The organism is Arthrobacter sp. P1_B4, from assembly GCF_056406555.1.
The window spans coordinates 24,460-39,400 of the sequence record NZ_JBFTZW010000007.1; the positions used below are offsets into that span (position 1 = coordinate 24,460).

At 67.6% G+C, this 14,941-nt stretch carries 10 protein-coding genes; 6 read left to right on the forward strand and 4 right to left on the reverse strand.

Features of this window, described 5'->3' with window-relative positions; all coding sequences use genetic code 11:
• Window positions 1-132: 132 nt before the first annotated feature.
• The 3 genes from AC1D1W_RS05065 to purB all read right to left on the reverse strand — a co-directional run bounded on the left by AC1D1W_RS05065 (window position 133) and on the right by purB (window position 7,256).
• Window positions 133-4,989, reverse strand: coding sequence for an NAD-glutamate dehydrogenase (locus AC1D1W_RS05065; protein ID WP_476943110.1), 4,857 nt, complete (start codon window positions 4,987-4,989; stop codon window positions 133-135).
• 156 nt (window positions 4,990-5,145) lie between these two features.
• Window positions 5,146-5,817: a histidine phosphatase family protein gene (locus tag AC1D1W_RS05070; RefSeq protein WP_243178082.1), complete on the reverse strand. Its 672-nt coding sequence runs from the start codon at window positions 5,815-5,817 to the stop codon at window positions 5,146-5,148.
• Window positions 5,814-7,256 carry an adenylosuccinate lyase gene (gene purB / locus AC1D1W_RS05075; RefSeq protein WP_476943111.1) on the reverse strand — a complete coding sequence of 481 codons (1,443 nt, stop codon included), beginning with the start codon at window positions 7,254-7,256 and terminating at the stop codon, window positions 5,814-5,816. Before purB ends, AC1D1W_RS05070 begins: the two co-directional genes overlap by 4 nt.
• A 260-nt stretch (window positions 7,257-7,516) precedes the next feature.
• Here purB and AC1D1W_RS05080 point away from each other — a divergent pair, with 260 nt between their 5' ends.
• Both AC1D1W_RS05080 and AC1D1W_RS05085 read left to right on the forward strand, forming a co-directional pair.
• Complete coding sequence (locus tag AC1D1W_RS05080; RefSeq protein ID WP_243178080.1) at window positions 7,517-7,861, forward strand: hypothetical protein; 345 nt, start codon at window positions 7,517-7,519, stop codon at window positions 7,859-7,861.
• Window positions 7,861-9,315, forward strand: a complete 1,455-nt coding sequence (locus AC1D1W_RS05085) for a hypothetical protein (RefSeq protein WP_476943112.1) — start codon at window positions 7,861-7,863, stop codon at window positions 9,313-9,315. The genes AC1D1W_RS05080 and AC1D1W_RS05085 overlap by 1 nt, the downstream gene beginning before the upstream one ends.
• Here AC1D1W_RS05085 and AC1D1W_RS05090 read toward each other — a convergent pair.
• On the reverse strand, window positions 9,266-9,652 hold the full coding sequence (locus AC1D1W_RS05090) for a phage holin family protein (RefSeq protein WP_028277592.1): 387 nt from the start codon (window positions 9,650-9,652) through the stop codon (window positions 9,266-9,268). The genes AC1D1W_RS05085 and AC1D1W_RS05090 overlap by 50 nt on opposite strands.
• A gap of 128 nt (window positions 9,653-9,780) precedes the next feature.
• Here AC1D1W_RS05090 and AC1D1W_RS05095 point away from each other — a divergent pair, with 128 nt between their 5' ends.
• The 4 genes from AC1D1W_RS05095 to AC1D1W_RS05110 all read left to right on the forward strand — a co-directional run bounded on the left by AC1D1W_RS05095 (window position 9,781) and on the right by AC1D1W_RS05110 (window position 14,876).
• Window positions 9,781-10,899 (forward strand): histidinol-phosphate transaminase, encoded by a 1,119-nt coding sequence (locus AC1D1W_RS05095; RefSeq protein WP_476943113.1) that lies wholly within the window; start codon window positions 9,781-9,783, stop codon window positions 10,897-10,899.
• Window positions 10,900-11,046: 147 nt separating this feature from the next.
• Entirely contained in the window at window positions 11,047-12,327 is a 1,281-nt protein-coding gene (pdhA, locus tag AC1D1W_RS05100; RefSeq protein ID WP_476943114.1) for a pyruvate dehydrogenase (acetyl-transferring) E1 component subunit alpha, read from the forward strand.
• Window positions 12,327-13,307, forward strand: a complete 981-nt coding sequence (locus AC1D1W_RS05105; RefSeq protein ID WP_476943115.1) for an alpha-ketoacid dehydrogenase subunit beta — start codon at window positions 12,327-12,329, stop codon at window positions 13,305-13,307. Before pdhA ends, AC1D1W_RS05105 begins: the two co-directional genes overlap by 1 nt.
• A 9-nt stretch (window positions 13,308-13,316) precedes the next feature.
• Entirely contained in the window at window positions 13,317-14,876 is a 1,560-nt protein-coding gene (locus AC1D1W_RS05110; protein ID WP_476943116.1) for a dihydrolipoamide acetyltransferase family protein, read from the forward strand.
• The last annotated feature ends 65 nt before the right edge of the window (window positions 14,877-14,941 follow it).

The window sequence follows — 14,941 nt, forward strand, 5'->3', positions numbered from 1 at the left end:
CAGTCCAAGGCTAGGCACCAGCGGTTTCGGCTGTGTTTCCTGCCGGTAAGCGTCGCGAGAACTGTGGATGGATGGCAGTGCAGTTGCGGCTTCCGGCTCGACTTTCCGGGTCGACGTGGCGACGGCCACAGCCTAGCGGCGCACCAGTGTCCGCAGGAGTTTCAGCGCCACGGAGATCGAGGCGATATCCACTTGGCCCGGTTTGGTCACTTCCGCGAAGGTGTCCTTGATCCGTGCCAGCTGCTCCTGGTGCCCGCGTTCCCAGGCCACGATGCGCTCCACGGCATCGGACGTGCCGGCGTCGGTGGCATTCAGGCCCTGGGTTGTCGCCATTACCGACACGGTCATGTCGGCTACGGCGGAATACACATCGTCGCGCAGGGCTGCCCGCGCGAGAGACTCCCAGCGGCTCTGCCGGGGCAGGTCGGTGATGCTGAGCAGCAGGTTCGCGGCGCCGATGCGCTGGAACACCGCGTAGTACAGGTCAGCAATAGTGGGGATGGGTTCGCGCACCTGTTCGGAGATTAGGGAGATGTCCAGCAACCCGAAACTCTCCAACAGGTCCGAGGCGCGCAGGCCCAGCTCCCGGGGCATCCCCACGGCGGCCCAGTGCGCGAGTCTGTCTTCCGCGCGGTCCAGGTCGGAGCCGCGGAGGTAGTCCAATGTTTGGGTCCGCAGCAGTTCCAGGGTGGGCATGATCCTGTCCAAGGCCGCGGCAACGGGCTGGTCGCGATGGTCGTGCGTCACGTACCATCGCGTGGCCCGGTCGAGGATCCGGCGCATGTGCAGCGTCGCCTCGGCGACGTGTTCGGTGGGATATCCGGCGGGGAGTGCGGCCAGCCGGGTGACGATCCACGGCAGGTCGTAGGCCTCGCGCGCCACCACAAAGGCCCTGGCAACAGCGGCGGCGGTGGCAGTGGTTTCCTCGGTGGCACGGAAGGCGAAGGTGATTCCGCCGAGATTGATCATGTCGTTGGCCACCACTGTGCACACGATCTGGCGGCGCAGCGGGTGGTCCGCCAGCTCTGCTTCAAAGCGTTCGGACAGCTGGCGTGGAAAGTAGCCGCGGAGCACGCGCCGGAACCACGGGTCATCGGCAAGGTCACTGGCGTTGAGCTCCGCTGCCAGTTCGATCTTTGCGTAGGCGGCCAGCACCGACAGTTCCGGCGCGGTCAGCCCCTCACCTGACCGCAGCCGTTCCCTGAGTTGTTCGTTGCTTGGCAGGCCCTCCAGCTTGCGGTCAAGGTCCGTGGCGTTCTCGAGCCAGTCCATGGTCCGTTCGAAGCCCGGGCTCCATTCCCGCACCAGGTGCCGGTCGTTGAAGAGCAGGACATTCTGGTCCGCGTTATTGGCCAGCACAAGGCGGGCCACCTCGTCGGTGAGGGAATGCAGGAAGCCGGCGCGTTCCGGCGACGACATCTTTCCCGCCGCGATCATCCGGTCCACGAAGATCTTGATGTTTACTTCATGATCCGAGCAGTCCACGCCGGCTGAATTATCGATGGCGTCGGTATTGAGCAGGACGCCGGACAGGGCGGCCTCGATCCGCCCGAGCTGCGTGATTCCGAGGTTCCCGCCCTCGGCGATGATCTTCGCCCGCACTTCATTGCCGTTGACCCTGACGGGGTCGTTCGCCTTGTCGCCAACCCCGGTGTTGGCCTCTGATGACGCCTTGATGTAAGTTCCGATGCCGCCGTTGTACAGCAGGTCCACGGGCGCCCGGAGGATGGCCTGAAGCAGAGCGTGCGGCGGCAGGGACACGGGTCCCGGTTCCAGGCCCAGAGAGCTCCTGACCTGGTCCGTGATGCTGATGGACTTGGCCCGGCGGGAGTGGACACCACCGCCCTCGCTGATCAGTGCTGGATCGTAGTCCGCCCAAGATGAGCGGGGGAGGGCAAAGAGCCGCCGCCGTTCCTCGAACGAGGCCCCCGCATCCGGCGCCGGGTCAAGAAAGATGTGGCGGTGATCGAAAGCCGCCACCAGCCGGATGTGGCGGGAGAGGAGCATTCCGTTCCCAAAGACGTCGCCGCCCATATCGCCGATGCCGGCAACTGTGAAGTCCTCCACCTGGCAGTCCATCCCGAGTTCGCGGAAATGCTGTTTCACCGATTCCCAGGCCCCGCGGGCCGTGATGCCCATCTGCTTATGGTCATAGCCCACGGTCCCGCCGGACGCGAAGGCATCGCCCAGCCAGAAGCCGTACTCCGCGGCCACCGCGTTCGCAGCGTCGGAAAATGACGCTGTTCCCTTGTCCGCCGCCACCACGAGGTAATAGTCGTCGACGTCGTGCCGCACCAGTCGCGCCGGAGGCACCACTGTTTCGCCGTGGGCGGTGGTGACCAGGTTGTCGGTGATGTCCAGCAGCCCGCGGACGAAGGTCCGGTAGCATTCCAGGCCCTCCGTCAGCCACGCGTCGCGGTCCATGGCCGGGTCCGGCAACTGTTTGGGATAGAAGCCGCCCTTGGCGCCGGTTGGCACTATCACCGAGTTCTTCACGTTCTGCGCCTTGACCAGGCCAAGGACCTCAGTGCGGAAATCCTCGCTCCGGTCGGACCAGCGCAGCCCGCCCCGGGCCAGTGCCCCGAAGCGCAGGTGGACGCCTTCCACGCGGGGCGAGTACACCCAGATTTCGTATTTGGGACGGGGAAGCGGGGCGCCCGCGATCGCGGAAGGGTTCAGTTTGAAGCTCAGGTGGGGCTTCGTCTGGAAGTAGTTAGTGCGGAGCGTGGATTCCACCAGGTTCATGAAGGTGCGCAGCAGCCGGTCGGCGTCGAGGACGGGAATGTCGTCGATCGCGGCCAGCAGATCCCTCCGGGCCGCGTCGGTGTCCCCCAACCGCCGTGCCGCTTCCAGCTCGGGATCGAACTTGGCCCTGAACAGTGCCAGGAGCGCGTGGGTTGCCCGGACATTGACCAGCAGGGTATCGGCCATGAAGCCGTAGGAGGTCGTTGTGCCCAATTGCTGCAGGTACTTGGCATAGCTGCGCAGGATTGCCGCCTGGCGCCACTCGATGCCCTCCCGGAGGACGAGGCCGTCAAAGCGGTCCGATTCCGAGTCCCCGCGCATGGCAGCTCCGAAGGCATCCCCCAGCAGCCCGCTGGTGCGGGACGGATCCACGCCGGCCGGGTAGCGGACGCCAAGGTCATAGAGGAACAAGGCCCGGTCCCTCCCGCGCACCACATCGAATGGCCGTTGGTTCAGCACCTCCAGTCCGAGGTTGTGGAAGAACGGCAGGATCCGCGTCAGGCTGTGGGCGGTGGTCAGGTAAAGCCGGATCCGGGCGTCTTCGGCCAGCGTCGGGGAGGCATCGGTGCGGACATAAACGGCCAGCTGAGGATCGTTCAGCGGCCGCCCGCCCGTGCCGTCGAGATCGAACCGCTCAAACGTAGTGATGTCCTCGACCGCGTCCTCGACCTCGAAATCAGCCCGGTAGCTGGCCGGGAAGGCGGCGGACCACAGCGCCGACAACCGGCTGGCCTCCGCCGACGGCAACCTGTCACGGAGCGCTTCGTCCAGGCCCTGGGCCCACGTCCGCGTTGCGCTGACAACGCTCCGCTCCACTTCAGCGGGATCGACGTCGGGCATCCCGCCGGCGGGCAACAGTATCCGGAAGAACACGCGGGCCATCGGGGATTCACTAAGCCTGACTTCGAACTCGAGCGAGGAGGACCCGAAAGCCTGTTTAAGCTCGTGTTCAATCCGGAGGCGGACGGCCGTGCTGTACCTGGCCCGGGGGAGGAACACCAGCGCGGTCATGAAGCGCCCGTAGCTGTCAGCGCGCAGGAACACCCGTGTCTGGTGGTGGGCCTGCAGGCGCAGGATCTCCCGGGCAAGCCCGGAAAGTTCATCCAGGTCCCGGTGGAACAGCTCGTCCAGGGGGAAGGACTCGAGGACGGTGAGGAGCTGCTTGCCAGGGTGGGAGGCCTCGGTGAAGCCGAAGCGCTCCTGGATGGCGCGTACCTTGTCCCGGATGAGCGGGATGCGCCGCACGGACCGGCCCGTGGCGCCCGGGGCGAAAAGGCCCACAAACCTGACTTCTCCCGTGGCCTTCCCGGCGCTACCGAAGGTCCGGACGAGGATTTCATCCAAGTAAGCCGGACGGGGGACGGATGATCTCAGATCCGAAATGGAGATGGTGAGGACCTGCGAATGGGGCAGCCCCGTAACAGGCTGGCGGGCCTCCGGCCGCCCGTCCCTGAGCAGGCCCAGCCCGGCGCCGGGCAGCAACGACACAACATCCGGGCCCTCCGCCGTCGAGTATTCATATTCGCTGTATCCCAGAAACATGAAGTTGCCGCGGTCCAGCCAGCCCAGGAGCTCACCGAGCTGCTCCGGAGTCGGAACCGTGCCGGCGGGCAGCAGGTCCAGGGAGTTGATGGTGCGGGCGAGACGGGCGTGGATGGCTGGGGTGTCATCAGCGACCAACTGGACGTCCGCCAGGACACGCCGCACGTTGGCGATGAGCTCCGCGATGGCCCGTGACCCCGGCAGGCGGCCTATCTCTGCCGCCACCCACGTTTCGGATCTCCACCCCGGCGGGTCCTGGACCGGGCCGGTCGCCGCGGCGCCCGGGACGCCAGCAATTGGGCCCGTCGGTCCGGACTGCGAGGACCCATGCCGTACCTCCACCAACCGATCAGTCCGCGGATCCCGCCGCACCAGAAAATTGGGATGCACCAGTAACCGGATGGACTCGTTTTGGCGGGCCAGCTCCGCAGTAAGCGAATGGATCAGGTGCGGGATGGCGTCGGCAACCACCAGCAGGACGCTGGCGTCGCTTTCGTTCAGGATGTCGACGGCCGCCGTGCCCGCCGGACGGCCGTCCGCTAGTTCCGCATGGTGCCTGGAGCGCTGCTCCAGGTTTTCGGGACTGTAGCCTTGGAGGTCCTCCGGCGCAGCGTGCTCGTAGTACGCCGCGAGGAACTGTTCATCGAAGCCGGGGAAAACGCGGCCGGGCGCATGCCCCCGGTGTACCGATTTGCGTGACATGCCCCTGCGCCTCCACTGCGCGGGCTCAACCGCATGCCGCGGCCGACCATCCTGTCCCCACGCCTGTTTTCATCATCGCCGCGTTCCCGTGAGGAGTCCAGACCCGGTACGCCCCGCCGGGACGGCCTGTACGCCCGCCGGGGACGGACGGGCCCGCTACGCCGGACGGCCGGTGGGATCCTCCGCCGTCGGATCCGCCAGTGCCAGTCCGCCCACGGGACTGTCGTCCCAGTGGATGAGTTCCCAGCCGTTGGCGGGATCGCCTTCCAGCGCCACGATTCCGGTGTTGTCCAGCACGTGCCTGATGGCAAAGTCCGGTTCGATGTTGTCCGCCCGCAGGCCGGCCCACACCCGGATGGCTGCGCCGTGGCTGACCACGGCCACGGATCCTGAGCCCCCCGCCCCGTTTGTCCGTGCCGCTATTTTGGCGATCGCGGCGTCGTAGCGCTCAAAGAAGTCCCGGCCGCTGGGACCGGCAGGCATCCGGCGGTCCAGCTCGCCGTCCGCCCACGAAAAAATGGTGCCGATGTACCGCTTGTGCGATTCGTGGTCCGTGCGCTTTTCCAGCGACCCGGCCTCGATCTCGTGAAGGCCCTCCAGCACCTCGGTTTCAAGCCCGTGCACCCGGGCGAGCGGTGCCGCTGTGATCTGCGTCCGAACCAGGGTGGAGGCGTACAGGGCCAGGATCCGCTCGTTCGCCAAGGCGCGGGACAACGTCTCGGCCTGACGCTCGCCGAGTTCGGTCAGCCCGGGCCCCGGGTGCGCCGTGTCCAGCTGGCCCAGCACATTGCCGGGCGTCTGGCCGTGCCGGATGAGCAGAAGCCTCATTTGAGGTGGTCCACCAGCTGGTCCGCGATGCCCGTGTACTTGCCCGGGGTCAGCGCCAGCAGGCGGGCTTCAGCGTCGGCGGACAAGCCGAGGCTCTGGACGAATTCCTGCATCCGGGCGGCATCCACGCGCTGTCCGCGGGTCAGGTCCTTGAGCCGTTCGTACGGGTTTTCCATGCCGTCGACGCCGGCGATGGCCTCGGCGCGCATAACCATCTGGATGGCCTCGCCGAGGACTTCCCAGTTGGTGTCAAGGTCCGCGGCCAGCACGTCCTCGGCAACCTTGAGCCGGTCCAGGCCCTTGGCAACGTTCGAGATGGCGAGCAGCGAGTGGCCGAACGCCACACCGATGTTGCGCTGCGAGGAGGAGTCGGTGAGATCGCGCTGCCAGCGGGAGGTGACCAGGGTGGAGCCGAGGACGTCCAGCAGGCCGGAGGAGATCTCAAGGTTGGCCTCGGCGTTTTCGAAACGGATCGGGTTCACCTTGTGCGGCATGGTTGAGGAGCCCGTGGCGCCTGCCACCGGGATCTGCACGAAGTACCCGATCGAGATGTAGCTCCAGATGTCGGTGCAGACGTTGTGCAGGATGCGGTTGAAACGCGCGACGTCGGCATAGAGTTCGGCCTGCCAGTCGTGGCTTTCGATCTGGGTGGTCAGCGGGTTCCAGGTCAGGCCGAGGCCTTCGACGAAGCCCTTGGCGACCTGCTCCCAGTCGGCGCCCGGGACGGAGGCGACGTGGGCGGCGTAGGTGCCGGTGGCGCCGTTGATCTTGCCGAGGTATTCGGTGCGGGCGATCCGGTCCAGCTGCCGGTTGAGCCGGTGCGCGATGACGGCCAGTTCCTTGCCCAGCGTGGTGGGCGTGGCGGGCTGGCCGTGGGTGCGGGAGAGCATCGGCACGGCGCGGTTGTCCCCGGCCATGGCGCTGATCTGGCCGACGAGGGCGCGGGCCGCAGGCAGCCACACATCCTCCACGGCCCCCTTGATGCCCAGGGCGTAGGAGAGGTTGTTGATGTCTTCCGAGGTGCAGCCAAAGTGCACCATGGCGGTCAGCCGGTCGATTCCGATGCCGGGCAGGCGGCGGCCGATGTAGTACTCCACGGCCTTGACGTCGTGGACCGTAACGGCCTCGATCTCGGCCAGTTCGGTGACGGAGGCGGCGTCGAACTCCGTGACGATCGCACGCAGTTGCTCCTGTTGTTCCGCCGTGAGCGGCCCGGCGCCGGGCAGGACGCTGTTGCCGGTCAGGTGGATCAGCCACTCGACCTCAACAGCCACGCGGTCGCGGTTCAGGGCGGCCTCGGAAAGGTAGTCGACCAGCGGTGCGACGGCGGACTGGTAGCGGCCATCCAGCGGGCCGAGCGCGATCTGGTGGTCGGACGCGGCGAGGGCCAGGCGTCCGGACGGCGTGCGGGTATCAGCTGTGGCGGCAGTTTCAGGCATATGGCGATTCTTTCACGAAGTGCCGTCGGGCCTTAAGCGCCCCCGTCCTTGTGACATTGCCGGATGACATTGCCGGCTTGCAGTGCCTGGCGGTCCGGGACGTTGTCCACATAGCCGGGCGGCTCTCTTCAGCGGGCACGGGCCAGCCCGCTAGCGTCGGTTCATGGACAGCTGGATGAGGCAGGTCACTGGGATGAGGCCGGGGTGAGGCCGGGATGAGGCCGGTCAGCAGCGGCATGCCACCGGGACCCGGGGGCAGTGTGGCAGTGCAGGACATGGCGGTGCAGGACATGGCGGTGCAGGACATGGCGGTTCTTGGCGTGACGGCCGCCGACGCCCTGGAGTGCGCGTCGCGCAGTTATGAAGTCCAGCAGTTCGCTGCGCGCGTTGCGCGGTGCGCCGATGAGGCTGATGCGGTGCTCGCCGCCCTCGCCCGTCTCGAGCTGCAGTCGTGGCAGTCACCGGCCGGCCGCGCCTACCGTGTGGCCTTGTCCCTGCACGCGGCCGCGCTGCACCGGAGCCGGGACGCGCTGCTCGATGCTGTTGCCGTGGTGCTCCGGCACGCCCGGAACGTGGCGCAGCCCGCGGACCGGATGGGACCCTGATGGCCGAGTCGAGTCCGGCGGGCTCCGGCGGCAGCCCCGGGGTTTCCGCGCCGCCGCGCGACGGCAGCCTGCTCATCCGGGGCGGAATCGGCGGGGTGAGCTTCCAGTTCGAGGAGCTGCTGGCGGGTGCCGCGGCACTGGACGGGCTGGTCCGGCAGCTGCAAATGGTTGAGGTGGAGGCCGACACCGTCCGGCGCGCACTCTTTCCCTATCAGTCCGACTCCTACACCAGCGGCAGCAACGCCATCATTGCTGTGGGGGAGGCCGGCCGGGACGTCGGACGCGTCCGGTCCCAGCTTCAGCGGATCGGCGACGACGTCCGCGCCAGTCACCGCGAATACGAATATGCCGAAGCCCGGAATGCCCTGCTGCTGCGGATGGGACTGCACGGCTCCGAGTACGGCGCAGCACCGGAGCCCTTCGCCCTGCCCGGGGTGCGCGGCACTGTTGAAGGCTGGGTCGCCATGGCGCCCCGGAATCTCGCCGTGCTGCTTGGCCTGCCCTGGCCCCTGGCCGCCGTAGCCAGCGCCCTGGCCGGGCCCGCTGACATCCGCCGCCTGGTGCGGGACGCCTCGGAAGCGCCGGGGCTCGTGTTCCTCAAGCCCCGCCCCGTCAGCATCGTGGGCCGGGAGAGGTTTACGGCCGACGTCGACCTCTCACCGGCCGGGCTGCTGCGGCGGGCCGGGGCAGTGGGAGAGCAGGGCGGCCGGATCGAGGTTATCGAGGTCGACGGCGGATCCCGGCCCGCGTGGGTGGTGATCATCCCCGGAACCCAGCAGGGCGCCCTGCCGGAAGGCACCAACCCCTTCGACCCTGCCGGAATCGCCGAGGCCCTGGGCTATGACTCGGCGTCGACGGCGCAGGCCATCAGGGAGGCGCTGCGGCAGGCCGGGGCCGAGGCCGGCGATCAGCTCGTGGCCGTCGGCTACAGCCAGGGCGGGATCCACGCGATGAATCTCAGCAAGGACCGCGCTGTCCTGGCCGAGTATGACCTCAAGTTCGTGCTGACCGCGGGCTCCCCGGTGGGCGGGATCAGACCCGCGCCGGGGATCCGCAGCCTGCACCTGGAACATGAGCAGGACTGGGTGCCGGGGGCGGACGGACTGGCGAACCCGGACACCAGGGACCGGGTGACCGTGACCCTCACCAACCCGCTGGCGGTGCCGCCACCACAGGACTTCGGCCTGGGCCCCGGGCACCGGCTGGAGAATTACGCCGACGGGGCCGCGCTCGTCTCCGCGAGCCGGGACAACACCCTGCAGGACTCCACGGCCGCCCTGGCCGCAGTGGTGGGGACTGGCGGGGCGGCGACGGTGACCCGGTTCTCGCTCCGGCGCGAGGCCCGGCCGGCACCGCGGGCAACCCCCGCAACCCCTCCGGGACCGCAGCGCAGCCCGGGCGCCCCTAGCGATCGAGGGCGGGAAGGAAGCTCGCCACGAGGGACACCAGGCTGATGATGATGGCGGCAAACACGGCGGTCCAGAAGAACGAGTCGATGGTGAAGTGCACAGTGGTGTAGCTGCTGATCCAGGACGTCAGGTAGAGCATCGCCGCGTTGATGACCACGGTGAACAGGCCCAGGGTGAGGATAGTGATCGGCAGCGACAGGAGGCTGACAATAGGCTTGACGAAGGCATTCACCAGACCGAAGATCAGGCCGATGAACAGGTACCCCAAGATGATGCTGATGGTGCCGTCACTCTGGGTGGAAATATCCAGCCCGGTGAGGATCCAGCAGGCGATTGCAAGGGCCAGCCCGTTGATGATGACTCGTACGATGATTGAGCGCATGGCCCCATGCTGTCATACGCCCGGCGGCGACGGCAGGGACCATATTCCCCATGTCAGCAACGGCTATCCCCTACGGACAGCAATCAGCTCCCGCAACTGCGGCAGCGACCCGAAGTAGGCTAGTTGGCATGACTTCATCAGAGAATCCGGCCGGGGGCATCAGGCCCCGTCCGGTGGTAGACCTCCTCCCCCGCTACGCGGCCGGAAAACCCCCCGTCCCCGTGGAAGGCCTGACCAGCTACAAGCTGTCCTCCAACGAGAACCCGTTGCCCCCGATCCCTGCAGTGCAGCAGGCCATCGCGGCGCAGACCGATTTCAACCGCTACCCCGATCCGCTCAGCAGCAGGCTGCGTGAAGCGCTCGCCCGCTTCCTGGATGTGCCCGCCGAGGACATCGTCACGGGCGCCGGCAGCCTGGGCGCCCTGAACCAGCTGCTGACCACCTTCGCCGGCCAGAACGACGACGGCAAGGCCGACGAGGTCATCTACGCCTGGCGCTCGTTCGAGGCCTACCCAATCTGCGTCGGACTGGCCGGCGCCGAGAGCGTCCGGATCCCGCTGACATCCGACGGGCGGCATGACCTGGACGCCATGGCCGCCGCGGTGACTGCGCGGACCCGGATGATCCTGCTGTGCACGCCCAACAACCCCACCGGACCCATCCTGACGGCCGAGGAAACGGAGCGCTTCATCCACGCCGTTCCGGCCGACGTCGTGGTGGTCATTGACGAGGCCTACCAGGAATTCGTGCGCGCCGGCGACGCCGTGGACGGCATCGCCATGTACCGCAAGTACCCCAACGTCGTCGTCCTGCGGACCTTCTCAAAAGCGCACGGCCTCGCCGGACTCCGCGTGGGCTACAGCGTCTCCCGGCCCGAACTGACGCAGCACCTGCGCGTCAGTGCTACCCCCTTCGCCGTGTCCCAGATCGCGGAAACGGCGGCCGTCACGTCGCTCGAGCACTTCGCCGATGTTGTAGAAAGGGTACAAAGCCTGGTGGACGAACGGGACCGGGTCGCGGCGGGACTGCGTGAGCTCGGGTGGTTCGTCCCGGAGGCCCAGGGCAACTTTGTCTGGCTCAATCTGGGCGAAAACAGCGCGGAATTTGCCGCCCTGGCGGCGGAACGGGCGCTGTCCGTACGGGCCTTCGGCAACGAGGGCGTCCGCGTCAGCATCGGCGAAACGGAAGCCAACACCCGTTTCCTGGAGCTCTGTGCGATCTATACAAAACCGCCGCGGCGTTCCTAGCGCTTAACACTGCGCGCTCAGGCCGCCCCGTGCGGATAAAGTAAGGACCAGTAAGCCAAAATATATGCCGGACCTGGAATGTATTCCTGGTCCGGCATATATCCCAGCGATTGCGGCGCATTCGGATGCGGCAAGCAAGGAGACGGTATGGGCGCCACACATCTGCCCTCTACCGAGTTCGACGGAACCGGGATGGATGACCAGCTCGAAGCGGAGGCCGAGGCCCAACTGGGTGCCCCGGCCGAGCCGATGGTGCAGTTGCTGGACCCGGACGGCACCCTGGGCTCGGACCCGGTTTTCTCAAAATACGCCGAGAAGCTGGACCCGGACACCCTGCGCGGCTTCTACGCGGATATGGCCAAGATCCGCCGCTTCGACGTGGAAGCCACCGCCCTGCAGCGGCAGGGCCAGCTGGCCCTGTGGGTCCCGCTCACAGGGCAGGAAGCCGCCCAGATCGGCTCCGGACGGGCGAGCCAGCCGCAGGACTACATCTTCCCCACCTACCGCGAGYACGGCGTGGCCCTGACGCGGAACGTGGACCTGGCCGAGCTGCTGCGCCAGTTCCGGGGCGTCTCCAACGGCGGCTGGAACCCGAAGGACACGAACTTCCACCTCTACACGCTGGTCCTGGCCGCCCAGACCCCGCACGCCGTCGGGTACGCCATGGGCATCCAGCGGGACCAGAAACTGGCGGCCGCCAACGCCGTCGCCAGCGTGGAAGCGGGACAGGCCGTGGAGCCGAACGCCGCCGTCATGGTGTACTTCGGCGACGGCGCCAGCTCCGAAGGGGACGTCCATGAATCCATGGTGTTCGCCGCTTCCTACCAGGCGCCCGTGGTCTTCTTCTGCCAGAACAACCACTGGGCCATCTCCGTGCCAAGCTCCGTGCAGACCCGCATCCCGCTCGCCAACCGCGCCAAAGGCTACGGCTTCCCCGGCATCAGGGTGGACGGCAATGATGTGATCGCCGTCCACGCCGTCACGGAATGGGCGCTGGAGCGGGCCCGCGAGGGCCATGGTCCTGTACTCATCGAGGCGTTCACCTACCGGGTCGGGGCGCACACCACGGCCGATGACCCCACCAAATACCGCGAATCCGCCGAAGAAAGCCTGTGGCGTGCCAAGGACCCGCTGGCGCGGCTGGAGAAGTATCTCCGGGCCCAGGGCCTCGCGGATGACAGCTTCTTCGAGCAGGTCAAGGCCGACGGCGACGAGCTCGCCGCCTATGTCCGCAAGACCACCCACGACCTTGAAACCCCGGACATCCGGACCGCCTTCGCCAACACCTATGTGGAGGCCCACCCGCTGGTGGCCGAGGAACTGGCTTGGTTCGAGGAATACAGCGCGGGGTTCGCCGATGAGGCGTCCGCCGAAGAGGCGTCCGCCGATGAGGCAGATAGAGTCCAGACAGACAGGGCGGCCCGCTGATGACCACCATGACCATTGCGAAAGCCATCAATGAGGGCCTGCGGGCCACGTTGAACAACAACCCCCGCTCGCTGCTGATGGGCGAGGACATCGGGGCCCTTGGCGGCGTCTACCGGGTCACCGACGGGCTGATCGCCGAATTCGGCGCCGACCGCGTGGTGGATACCCCGCTGGCCGAATCCGGCATTATCGGGACCGCGATCGGCCTCTCCCTGCGCGGCTACCAGCCGGTCTGCGAGATCCAGTTCGACGGTTTCGTGTTCCCGGGGTTCAACCAGATCACCACCCAGCTGGCCAAGATGCACTCCCGCAGCAACGGCAACCTGACCGTTCCCGTCGTCATCCGGATCCCGTATGGCGGCGGCATCGGCTCCATTGAACACCATTCCGAATCGCCGGAGGCACTGTTCGCCCACACCGCCGGGTTGCGCATCATCACCCCCTCCAATCCGCACGATGCCTACTGGATGATCCAGCAGGCCATCGACTGCCAGGATCCCGTGATCGTCTTCGAGCCCAAGCGCCGCTACTGGCTCAAGGGTGAGGTCGACACCGAGACCCCGGGCGCGTCCGCGGACCCCTTCAAGGCGCATGTGCTCCGCGAGGGCACCGACGCGACCGTCGTCGTCTACGGCCCGCTGGTGCCCGTGGCCCTCGCCGCCGCCGAGGCCGCCGCCGAGGACGGCCACAGCGTCGAGGTGATCGATCTCCGTTCGATCTCGCCGATCGACTTCGACACCGTCACGGCCTCGGTCCGGAAAACCGGCCGGCTGGTCGTGGCCCATGAGGCCCCGACGTTCGGCGGCATCGGCGGCGAAATCGCCGCGCGGATCAGCGAGCGGGCGTTCCATTCACTGGAGGCCCCCGTCATTCGCGTCGGGGGATTCCACATGCCCTATCCCGTGGCCAAGGTCGAAGAAGACTACCTGCCGGACATCGACCGCATCCTTGAGGCGCTCGACCGCGCCCTGGCGTACTGACGAGGACCCATGACGCTCAACAAGTTCAACCTTCCCGACGTCGGCGAAGGGCTGACGGAGGCCGAAATCGTCGCCTGGAAGGTCAAGGCCGGCGATACCGTGGCCGTCAACGACGTCCTGTGCGAGATCGAGACGGCCAAATCCCTGGTGGAACTGCCCTCACCGTTCGCCGGGACAGTCACGGAACTGCTGGTGCCCGAGGGAGTCACGGTGGATGTCGGCACGCCGATCATCAGCGTGAGCGACGCTGTCGACGCCCCGGCGCCTGCCGCCGCGGCACCCGCCCCGGCGCCGGTGGCCCAGAAGCAGGCTGCCGGCCAGGAACAGGCTTCCGCCGCGCCCATGTACGGCACGCTTCCGGCTGATGACTCCGACGCCGGCGAACCAGCCGGGCGTCCGGCCGGCGGTCCGCTGGTGGGCTCCGGTCCCAAGGCAGACGCCGTCAAGCGCCGGCGGCGGATTTCCGCTCCTGCGGCCGCCGGCCACGAAGCCCCGTCCGCGGCGCCAGCCACCGGCGCTGCCGCCCCGATGGTGGAGCGGGCGGGGGTGGAGGCCCACGACATATGGATCAACCCGGACGCGGCCAGCAGTCCTGCCGACGCGGCCACAGGCCCCGCCGGCTCCGTCGAGGCGCGCCCCACCTTCGGCGGTGCCATCAGCGGCCTGGTCGGCAAGGTGCTGGCCAAGCCGCCGGTCCGCAAGATCGCCCGGGACCTCGGGATCAACCTGGCCGACGTCGTGCCTACCGGCGCCCGCGGTGAAGTGACCCGCGAGGACCTGGTGAGCTACCAGGCCCAGCGGGACGCCGAGGTGGACAAGGCGGACTCGTTCTGGGGCAAGTCCGGCCGCCCGCAGGACCAGCGGATCGAGCGGATCCCGGTCAAGGGAGTCCGCAAAGCCACCGCGAAGGCCATGGTCGAATCCGCGTTTGCCGCGCCGCACGTCAGCATCTTTGTCGACGTCGATGCCAGCCGCACCATGGAATTCGTCAAGCGCCTCAAGGCCTCCCGCGACTTCGAAGGCATCAAGGTCTCCCCGCTGCTGATCCTGGCCAAGGCGGTCATTTGGGCGGCGGCGCGAAACCCGAGTGTCAACGCAACGTGGGTGGACAACCCGGACGGCAGCGATTCCGCGGAGATCCACGTCAAGCACTTCATGAACCTGGGCATCGCGGCCGCCACGCCCCGCGGGCTGATGGTGCCGAACATCAAGAACGCCCAGGACCTCTCGCTCAAGCAGTTGGCCCTTGCCCTGAACGAGCTCGCCACGACGGCGCGGGCCGGCAAGACCCAGCCTGCCCAGATGCGCGGCGGCACGCTCACCGTGACCAACATCGGCGCCCTCGGGATCGACACCGGAACGCCGATCATCAACCCGGGCGAGGTCGCGATCGTGGCGTTCGGCACCATCAAGCAAAAGCCCTGGGTCCTGGACGGCGAAGTTATTCCGCGCTGGATCACCACCCTCGGCGGCTCCTTCGACCACCGCGTGGTGGACGGCGACCTTTCGGCCCGCTTCATGGCCGATGTCGCCGCCATCCTGGAAGAGCCGGCCTTGCTGCTGGACTAGCCGGCGAAACCGGCCATGAAACCGCAAAACCCCGCCGCTGAACCTTTTCAGCGGCGGGGTTTGTC